This window comes from Pseudoalteromonas espejiana DSM 9414 (assembly GCF_002221525.1).
Taxonomy (GTDB): Bacteria; Pseudomonadota; Gammaproteobacteria; order Enterobacterales; family Alteromonadaceae; genus Pseudoalteromonas; species Pseudoalteromonas espejiana.
This window is the reverse complement of record NZ_CP011028.1, coordinates 123,954-132,500: the sequence shown is the minus strand read 5'-3', so window position 1 is coordinate 132,500 and position 8,547 is coordinate 123,954. Positions and strand designations below refer to the sequence as shown.

The following is an 8,547-nucleotide window of genomic DNA, read 5'->3' as shown; positions in this document are numbered from 1 at the left end:
CTAGCTAATCCCACTTGGGCCAATCTAAAGGCGAGAGCCGAAGCCCCCTTTGGTCCGTAGACATTATGCGGTATTAGCAGTCGTTTCCAACTGTTGTCCCCCACCTCAAGGCATGTTCCCAAGCATTACTCACCCGTCCGCCGCTCGTCAGCAAAGTAGCAAGCTACTTTCTGTTACCGCTCGACTTGCATGTGTTAGGCCTGCCGCCAGCGTTCAATCTGAGCCATGATCAAACTCTTCAATTAAAAAGTGTTTATGTTCCGAAGAACAGCTCAATGAATTCTGAATTTATTTAATATCTTTCGATATTGAATTGACTGTGCTGAATAACTACCTAAGTAATTATTCTGTTGGTCACTCAGTTTCAATTGAGACTCTAAATTTGTTTGCCTCACTACCGAAGTAGCTTGGCTGTTAGAACTCAATCTGTACGAGTGCCCACACAGATGATTGCTTTATATTGTTAAAGAACGTTGCGATTAAAGCGTTAAACTTTATCTCGCTAGGGCTGCGCATATTACGCTTTCCTATTTTTTTGTCAACACTTAATTTTGTTAAACTTGAAAGTTTTCAGAACTAAGTTTTACTCGACTCACTGATTGACTCTTGCCTCGCTAAGCGTTGCTGTCTGCCGTCTCAGTGGGGTCGCATTATAGGGAGATCCAAAAACAGATCAACCCTTTTTTGAAGAAAACTTGAAATAAATGACTGTTCGAGTGAAATTAAAGCAAAATGGTCACTTTAAACACTAAAAAGGCCCTTTCGGGCCCTTTATACTAGTTTACGATGAGCTTCCAACCGAGTTTACTTTGCAGTTTAGACTCTTGTTGTAGCTCACTAGCCATAAGTGGATGCTCTTTTAGCCAGTTATTAGCAAACTTTAGGTCTAAGGTGTCGTTTTCAACAGATAACTCTATTTTAGGTAAAACGTCGTCTTGTCGACGCATCGATAAGATTACGGCAATTCTTAATAGCCTTACTAAGTACTGAGCTAATTTGCTATTTGCACCTAATGTATCGAAACTGCCTTTTTGTATATCTGAGCGGTGTGCATTTGCTATGGCAGCAATTACTTTGTGCTCTGATTGCGAGAAACCTGGCATGTCGGTGTTTTCTAAAATATAAGCTGTGTGTTTGTGGTACTGCTTATATTCTATTAATAAACCTATCTCATGTAACTGCGCTGCCGCATTTAATAGCGGTAAAGCGTGTGCACTTTCTAGCGGCCAACTGTCACCGACTTGTGCGGCAAGCTGCATAACTAAACTTGATACACGGCTCGCTTGTTTTTGGTCAACATGATAACGGTCCATGAAACCATCTACTGTGCGCTTACGAATATCGCTGTTATGAAACTCAGGAACCATACTATAAAGCACACCTTCGCGCAGTGCGCCGCCAGCTAATCCCATTTTTTCAATATTGAGTGATTCAAATAGCGCAATTAAAATGGCAAGACCTGAAACAAACACTAAACGTCGCTCTTCACTTAACCCAGGTAGGTCAAGCGCAGCAATTGTGCTGTAAGCTATCGATTGGTCTTTTATTTTATTAAGCTTTTCTAAGGTCAGTAGATCATCTAAATTTTGCGCCACCATGATCTCTTGAATTGCTTGTACTGTACCTGACGCACCTGAGGCAATTTGCCAACCAGCTGCTTTATATTCAGGTGCAATTTCATCAATGACTACATGGGCCGCTTTTATAGCTGCATTAAAGTTTGCTTCACTTAATTGGCAATCTTTAAAGTAGCGCTCTAAATAAGTAACACAACCCATATTTAAACTTTTATAGTGCAGTGCTTCAAAGCCTTTACCTATTACGACCTCAGTACTTGCACCACCAATATCAATAACCAGCTGTTTGCCAGTACACGATGATGTGTGCGCAACACCTTTATAAATAGTACGCGCTTCGAGCTCACCACTAATTACATTAATGGTGTGTCCTAAGATTTTTTCGGCTTGAGTTTTAAAAACATCGGCATTAGTCGCAAGGCGTAATGTGGCTGTTGCTACTATTGTGATATTTTGTTTTGGAATGTCTTGTAGTCGCTCAGCAAAAAGTGCAAGGCACTCCCAGCCTCGCTGCATTGCCTCAGTGCTTAATACATTTTCGTTATCAAGCCCTGCTGCTAATCTTACTTTACGTTTGACGCGGCCTATTGTTTGTAGGCCGCCAGCAATTGATTTAGCAATAAGCATATGAAAGCTATTTGAGCCTAAATCAATGACTGCATACACATTTTTTTGCGGTTTAAATTGCCCCACCGTTCAAAAACCTCTAGTTACTACTACTTATAGTAACGGTCGAATTACGACCGTCCTTTTTGGTAACTATTATTTGGGCGACGTCCGTTATTATTACTACGATTACGTGGGCCTGTAGAATAGTTGCGCTTTCTTTGAATAGTAGGCTTTGTTAAATCATCTAGCAATGCGGTTTTATCATAATGTGATAAAGGAATGCTGTGCTCTATATATTCTTCAATTTCATGCAGGTTATAAGCGTATTGCTCACACGCAAAACTAATTGCATGACCTGACGCACCAGCACGACCTGTACGACCAATTCGATGAACGTAATCTTCACAATCATCAGGTAGGTCAAAGTTAAATACATGGCTTACTTCAGGAATATGCAAACCACGTGCAGCCACATCCGTCGCAACTAAAAAGTCTAAATCACCTTTGGTAAATTGCGCTAATATTGATTGACGTTTTTTCTGGTTTACATCACCCGTTAGTAACCCAACACGGTGACCGTCTGCTTTTAACCATGCATAAACTGTTTCACAGCTGTGCTTTGTATTTGCAAACACAATGGCTTTATCTGGCCATTCTTCCTCAATTAAGGTTAATAACAGCTTAATTTTATCCTCTTGCGAAGGATGAAATAGCTCTTCTTGTATACGTTTGCCTGTTTTTACATCTGGTTCTATTTGCACATGTTCAGGGTTGGTCATGTGCTCAAATGCAAGTTCTTGCACGCGATACGATAGCGTAGCAGAAAACAATAAGTTTAATCTGTCTGCTGTATCTGGCATGCGGCGGAACATATAACGAATATCTTTTATGAAGCCTAAATCAAACATTCGATCGGCTTCATCAAGCACTACAACCTCTATTTCATTGAGGGTGTAGCAACCTTGCTTATACAAATCGATAAGTCGACCAGTGGTGCCAATTAAAATATCAACGCCTTTTTCTAATTGTGCACGTTGTTTTTCGTAATCTTCGCCACCATATACTAAACCTAAGTTAAGATTACAGTGCGGCGCTAAAATTTTTGCATCTTTGTGTATCTGAATCGCAAGCTCCCGAGTTGGGGCCATGATCAGGGCTCTTGGATGTTTACTAGGTGCTTTGCTAGATTGTAATAACCGATGGCACGTAGCTGTTAAAAAAGCTAACGTTTTGCCTGTACCCGTTTGTGCTTGGCCCGCGATATCGCGTCCGTCACAAATAAAAGGTAGGCATTTTGCTTGAATGGGTGTGCAATATTCAAACCCACTTTCGGTTAAACCGGCAACCACTTCCGGTGCGATAGCAAAGTCTGAAAACTTTTTATCGGTCAAATGTGTCTTAGTCATAGCGTTTAAGCATAACGTTTAAACTTGCAATAAGAAACAAGAGTGTTTAAATACGCACTAAATATTTCGCCTAACTAAATCGGAGAGCGCAATGAGCGAGAAAATAATCCAAATTACTGACGATAGCTTTGAAGCTGACGTATTACAATCAGACAAGCCTGTACTAGTAGATTTTTGGGCTGAGTGGTGCGGACCTTGTAAAATGATCGCCCCTATCCTTCATGAAGTAGCTGATGAATACGATAGCCGCGTAACAGTAGCTAAACTAAACATTGACCAAAACGCAGGTACACCACCTAAATTTGGTATTCGTGGTATTCCTACATTGCTTCTTTTTAAAGATGGCCAAGTAGCAGCAACGAAAGTTGGTGCGCTTTCTAAAACTCAACTAATTGAGTTTTTAGAAAACAATATCTAAGTTATATTCCTAAAAAAGGGCTTTTTTGCCCTTTTTTTGTGTTTATTTTGTATAAAGACTGGACGCTATGCCAGTGAACTGCTAGTTTATAAAGCCAACTAATCCTTAGTTATATTCAACAAACCTCACTCAACTATCAAAGCGATTTTGAGTATGACAATTGTAATAAAGAACCCACCAATATGCATTTACGCGAATTAAAAGACAAGTCTATAAAAGAACTTGTAAACTTAGCTGAGTCCATGGGGCTCGAAAACGTAGCCCGCTTAAGAAAGCAAGATATCATTTTTGCTATTCTTAAAGCACACGCCAAAGGCGGAGAGAATATCTTCGGTGGCGGTGTATTAGAGATTTTACAAGATGGTTTTGGTTTTTTAAGATCATCAGAAGCATCTTACTTAGCTGGCCCAGATGATATTTATGTATCTCCGAGCCAAATTCGCCGTTTTAGCATGCGTACTGGCGATTCTATTTCAGGCCTGATTCGCCCACCTAAAGACGGTGAACGATACTTTGCTTTATTAAAAGTAAATGAAGTTAACTTCGACAAACCTGAAAACTCTCGCACTAAAATCCTCTTTGAAAACCTTACCCCACTTCACGCAAACGAACGTTTTCGTATGGAACGTGGTAATGGCAGTAAAGAAGATATTACCGCCCGTGTACTTGATTTAGCATCTCCAATTGGCCGCGGCCAACGTGGTTTGTTAGTAGCACCGCCTAAAGCGGGTAAAACAATGCTACTGCAAAACATTGCGCAATCAATCACGCATAATCACCCTGATGTTACATTAATGGTTTTACTTATTGATGAGCGTCCGGAAGAAGTAACTGAGATGCAACGCCTAGTTAAAGGTGAAGTAATTGCATCAACGTTTGATGAACCAGCTTCGCGCCACGTACAAGTTGCCGAGATGGTTATCGAAAAAGCAAAACGCTTAGTTGAGCACAAAAAAGATGTGGTTATCTTATTAGATTCAATCACTCGTTTAGCACGTGCTTATAACACGGTTATTCCTTCATCGGGTAAAGTACTTACCGGTGGTGTTGATGCTAATGCACTTCACAAACCTAAGCGCTTCTTTGGTGCTGCACGTAACGTTGAGGAAGGCGGTAGCTTAACTATTATTGCTACAGCGCTTATCGATACTGGCTCTAAAATGGATGAAGTTATCTACGAAGAGTTTAAAGGTACAGGTAATATGGAATTACACTTAAATCGTAAGATTGCTGAAAAGCGTGTATTCCCTGCTATCGACTTTAACCGCTCAGGTACTCGTCGTGAAGAGCTTCTTACTAAGCCTGATGAGCTACAAAAACTGTGGATTTTACGTAAGATTGTTCATGAGATGTCAGAAATTGACGCGATGGAATTTTTAATCGATAAGTTATCGATGAGCAAAACTAACGATGAATTCTTTGATTCAATGAGACGCCAATAGGCGCCTTTTAATTGAATGAAAAAAAGCGCCTAAGGCGCTTTTTTTATGTCTAAATTATATTTGTTCTTACTGACCTGTAATACCAATCCGCAATAATACTTAATCATTTTCAGGGGCTAAACGTGTCGCTATCTGCGTTAAAAAATTCTCATTTAGAACAACTAAATAGTGAATTTTTTGCCTTGCTATCAACACGTTTATCCATCCTCAAAATAGATCACTTAATTATGCGGATTGGTATCATCTATTTTATGCTTAACTTTCGTTATATTTTTTAAGTACATTTTGTAGTTCATCTACAAGCTTTTGAATATGTTCTTTGTTTCGGTTTTGCTTATTAAGTAAAGCCATATCAAGGTTTTTAGCTGCTTTTGCTATTTCATCTAAAGCAAACATTTGCGCAGCGCCTAAAATCCGGTGGCTGTCTTTTTGCAATGCATCTAAATCGTTACTATTGTGATGTTGGCTAATAGTTTCGCTTTCAAGCGTAAAGCTTTGCTTAAAACTGGTTACTAAATCGCTCATGTCTATTTTTGATGCGCCCTCTTGCGCTTGCTCGTCTGCTTCATCTAAGTATTTTGATAGTGTGCTGTAAAATGCTTTTTTATCCAGTGGTTTACCTAAGTAACCAGTAAAGCCTAATGCAAGGTAGTCATCCACCTCATGGCTCATCGCGTTGGCCGTTAAAGCAAAAATAGGGCTTTGAAAGCCACACTTTTGTAGCAGTTTAAAGGCAGCTCGCCCGTCCATTATGGGCATTTGTATATCAAGTAATACCAAATCTGGATAAGCCTGCAGACATTGCTCCACAGCTTGTTCGCCATTTTCTACTGCTATAACTTCAAGCCCCATAGAGCGTAAATAGCGGCTTATCAATCTGCGATTATCGGGGTGATCTTCAGCAAGTACCACACGCCCAGTTAGCTGTTTTTGCTGCTGAGGATTACTTAGCTGCTCGTAGTGTGCAGCTTGTTTTTCGGTTTGCACACAAGGCAAAAACAGTGAAAATTGGCTTCCGCGTTTAAACTCGCTTTGCACACTAATGTACCCCCCCATCATAGACGCTAATTGTTGCGATAAGCTAAGTCCCAATCCAGTACCACCAAAGCGCCTACTAATACTATTATCAGCCTGGCTAAAGCATTCAAATATTTGCTTTAACTGAGAGGAGTTCATCCCAATACCGGTGTCTTTTATTATAAAAACAAGGCCTTGATCTGTTTTGTTTAAGGAGACAATTACTTGCCCTGCCTGAGTAAATTTAACCGCATTTGCACATAAATTAATGAGTATTTGTTTTACACGCATAAAATCAAGCTTGGTATAAAACTCATTACCTACTTGGTTATCAAACCGTATTTGTAAGGCCTTAGCTTTGGCTTGTGTAATAAACATTGCATGTACATCACTTACTAATTGCACTACATCAAAGCAGGACATATTAAGCTCTAACCTATTTGCTTCTATTTTACTTAAATCAAGCACATCGTTAATTAAGCTTTTTAAGTGATCGCTATGGCGCTGAATTATTTTTAGCTCATCGTGCAAGTTTTCGGGCTCATATAAACCGTTAATTAAATCATCTGTTTGGCCTAAAATAGCCGTTAGCGGGGTTCTAATTTCATGACTAATATTTGCTAAAAACTGGCTTTTAACATCGTTGGCTTCGCGTAGCTCTTGCGCCGTAGCTTGTAGCTCTGCAGTGCGCTGGGCAACTTGCTCTTTTAGTAAATGTTTAGCGCGTTTTTCGGCGCTTCTGCGGTACAGCGCTGTGCCTGTTACAATCACTAAAAACAGTAAAACAAAAATAAATACTGTTAGCTGAGAGCGCTGACTCATTTTTAACTTTTGCACTTTTTGTTCTTGTTTTAGCTGTTGAATTTCTTGGTTTAGCTGAGTGGCTTTAAATTGATTTTGCAGTACGGCCAATGCATTCACTATGGTTTGGCTACTCTGGTTACGCTGCTCTGCTATAAACTTTTCATGAAGATTAAACGCGTCTGCGAAATTACCTTTACTCGCCTCTAACAATGAGCGCGTTCCGAAGGCATCTCGTGTAATTCGCTCACTATTATATTTTTTAGCTAAGGTTGTTGACCTATTTAGGCTTTTTTCTGCCTCGTTAAGATCGCCTTTTACATACTGAATTTTAGCTAAAGCATGCAATGCATTAAGCTCTAAACTATGGTTTGCTATTTTAAGAGCGTGCTGTACACCTAATTTAGCTTGCTCGTAGGCTACGTCTACGTTATTTAAGATTAGGTTGATGTTGGCTAGGTTTGTGTATTGGGTAGATAGCTTATTATAGTCATTTGTAGATATGTAATAACGCAGCGCTAACTGATAGTAATGCAGTGCTAAATCAAACTGGCTACTTTCATAGTAAGCAACACCTAAGTTATTGTTTATTTGCGTAATACCGCTTGTATCACCAATTTTTTGATACACTTTAAGTACATCTTGATAAATAGAAATCGCACTTTCATAGCGCGAAAGCCTAATATAAACACCGGCAATATTTAGTAAAATATCGGCTTGGTCCTGCGCGCTGCCTTTTTGCTGATAAATGTCTTTTGCTTTTAAATAATACTCAAGGGTTAGCTCCATATTATTCATTTCAAAATACGCTAAGCCAATATTACTTAAAAGATTTGCGAGCTCAATTTGCTTATTGTTTTTTTCAACAATTACCATTGCACGGCTATATTCAACAATAGCTTGCTGAAAATACCCCTGAAAATAAAATACAACGCCTTGCATTTTTATTGCTCTAAAGTGCATGTCGGGCAAATAGCTTAAAGAGGTGTGTTGCTCTAATTGTTTAAAATAATGAAGGGCATTTTCAAAATCGTCAGACGAAAACGCTAAATCGGCAAGTTCTGAGTAAACAGTTACTTTTTGAGAATCGGTGATATTTTTTGCATCTAACAGCGCAGTACCTAAAGTGAGCTTTACATCCCACTGCTGCTCTTTTTTAAATTCGTCGAATAAAGAAACACTACTTTGAGCAAAGCTAGGCAGTATGAATGCACAGCATAAAACGAATAAAAGGCACCTCAATTTGCCTAACATAATATTATTCCTTCAAACTTTAG

Annotated in this window: 5 protein-coding genes and 1 rRNA gene (1 of these 6 cut by a window edge); 2 read left to right on the top strand and 4 right to left on the bottom strand. The window is 39.4% G+C overall.

Annotation, left to right across the window (positions count from 1 at the left end):
* The 3 genes from PESP_RS00645 to rhlB all read right to left on the bottom strand — a co-directional run.
* Positions 1-245, bottom strand: a 16S ribosomal RNA gene (locus PESP_RS00645) (it extends 1,291 nt beyond the left edge of the window).
* 531 nt (positions 246-776) lie between these two features.
* Positions 777-2,270 carry a guanosine-5'-triphosphate,3'-diphosphate diphosphatase gene (gene gppA, locus PESP_RS00640; protein WP_089346321.1) on the bottom strand — a complete coding sequence of 498 codons (1,494 nt, stop codon included), beginning with the start codon at positions 2,268-2,270 and terminating at the stop codon, positions 777-779.
* A 44-nt stretch (positions 2,271-2,314) separates the two neighbouring features.
* The gene (rhlB, locus tag PESP_RS00635) at positions 2,315-3,592 is read right to left on the bottom strand and encodes an ATP-dependent RNA helicase RhlB (protein WP_089346320.1); all 1,278 of its coding nucleotides are present in this window, start codon (positions 3,590-3,592) and stop codon (positions 2,315-2,317) included.
* 91 nt (positions 3,593-3,683) lie between these two features.
* Here rhlB and trxA point away from each other — a divergent pair, with 91 nt between their 5' ends.
* A complete protein-coding gene (trxA, locus tag PESP_RS00630) occupies positions 3,684-4,010 on the top strand; it encodes a thioredoxin TrxA (RefSeq protein WP_002960942.1) in 327 nt (108 codons plus the stop codon).
* A gap of 182 nt (positions 4,011-4,192) precedes the next feature.
* A complete protein-coding gene (rho, locus tag PESP_RS00625) occupies positions 4,193-5,452 on the top strand; it encodes a transcription termination factor Rho (protein WP_058547681.1) in 1,260 nt (419 codons plus the stop codon).
* A 255-nt stretch (positions 5,453-5,707) separates the two neighbouring features.
* Here the strand turns inward: rho and PESP_RS00615 are convergent, their stop codons facing one another.
* A complete protein-coding gene (locus PESP_RS00615; protein ID WP_089346318.1) occupies positions 5,708-8,524 on the bottom strand; it encodes a tetratricopeptide repeat-containing hybrid sensor histidine kinase/response regulator in 2,817 nt (938 codons plus the stop codon).
* Between the last annotated feature and the right edge of the window lie 23 nt (positions 8,525-8,547).

Bases quoted from the DNA above. Each gene is read 5' to 3' on its own strand.
- PESP_RS00615 (WP_089346318.1), bottom strand. From the start codon at position 8,524: ATGTTAGGCAAATTGAGGTGCCTTTTATTCGTTTTATGCTGTGCATTC.
- rho (WP_058547681.1), top strand. From the start codon at position 4,193: ATGCATTTACGCGAATTAAAAGACAAGTCTATAAAAGAACTTGTAAAC.
- rhlB (WP_089346320.1), bottom strand. From the start codon at position 3,592: ATGACTAAGACACATTTGACCGATAAAAAGTTTTCAGACTTTGCTATC.
- trxA (WP_002960942.1), top strand. From the start codon at position 3,684: ATGAGCGAGAAAATAATCCAAATTACTGACGATAGCTTTGAAGCTGAC.